At 68.2% G+C, this 908-nt stretch carries 1 protein-coding gene; it reads left to right on the top strand.

Annotated features, from left to right (window positions below):
• Positions 1 to 49 precede the first annotated feature (49 nt).
• Positions 50 to 871 carry an SAM-dependent methyltransferase gene (locus tag ACN265_RS17735; RefSeq protein ID WP_420118425.1) on the top strand — a complete coding sequence of 274 codons (822 nt, stop codon included), beginning with the start codon at positions 50 to 52 and terminating at the stop codon, positions 869 to 871.
• Positions 872 to 908 lie beyond the last annotated feature (37 nt).

The raw sequence follows: 908 nt of genomic DNA, 5'->3' as shown, positions 1-908 counted from the left end.
CAGCCCTCTCCGCGTCCAGCAGACCCTGCAGGAAGGCCAGGCACACCACATGGCGAAGTCAGCGCCGGTATCGACCGACGTCGGTCACATGTACGACGTCATGACCGAACTGTTCACCACGCTGCTCGACGGCAACATCCACGTCGGCTACTGGCACGACGACGGGGACCGGACCTCCGTCGCCGAGGCCGCCACCCGCCTCACCGACATGGTGATCGAACGCGTCTGCGCCGGCCCCGGCCGCCAGGTGCTGGACGTCGGCTGCGGAGCCGGTACCGCCTCGCTGCGCCTCGCCACGACACGGGACGAGACGGTGGTGACGGGAATCTCCGTCAGCCACGGCCAGATCGACACCGCCAGGGCCCGCGCGCGGGAACTCGGCGTAGCCCACCGCGTCCACTTCCGTTACGCTGACGCCATGAACATGCCGTTTGGACCCGGTATGTTCGACGGGGCCTTCGCCATCGAATCCCTCATCCACATGCCGGACCAGGACCGCGCGCTCCAGGAGATCGGCACCGTGTTGCGCCCGGGCGCACGCCTGGTCATCGCCGACATCATCGACAGACACCCGGCGAACGGCGCGGAGAAGGAGATCATCGACAATTTCTGTGCCGTCACACAGTGCCGCATCATCGCCGCGCTGCCCGACAGACTGGACCGGGCGGGCTTCGAGGTGCTGGAGTGCGACGACATCAGCGCCCACGTGATGCGGGCGTTCGCGGTGCTGTCCGACCGCATGCGTGAGGTCCGGGCCGACTTCGTCGGCAGGATCGCACCCGCGCACTTCGACCAGCTGGTCGAACTGTTCCGACGCTTCAGCGCCGTCACCGCGGCCGGCTACGTCCTGGCGGTGGCCCAGCGCCGATGACCGTGCGGGGAAAGGGTCCATCCCATCGATCGGTGGG

Origin of the sequence: Micromonospora sp. WMMD730, assembly GCF_049178955.1 — a bacterium.
In the GTDB taxonomy this organism is placed as follows: domain Bacteria; phylum Actinomycetota; class Actinomycetes; order Mycobacteriales; family Micromonosporaceae; genus Micromonospora; species Micromonospora wenchangensis.
Note: the sequence above shows the minus strand (reverse complement) of the source record. Positions and strands in the feature narration are given on the sequence as shown.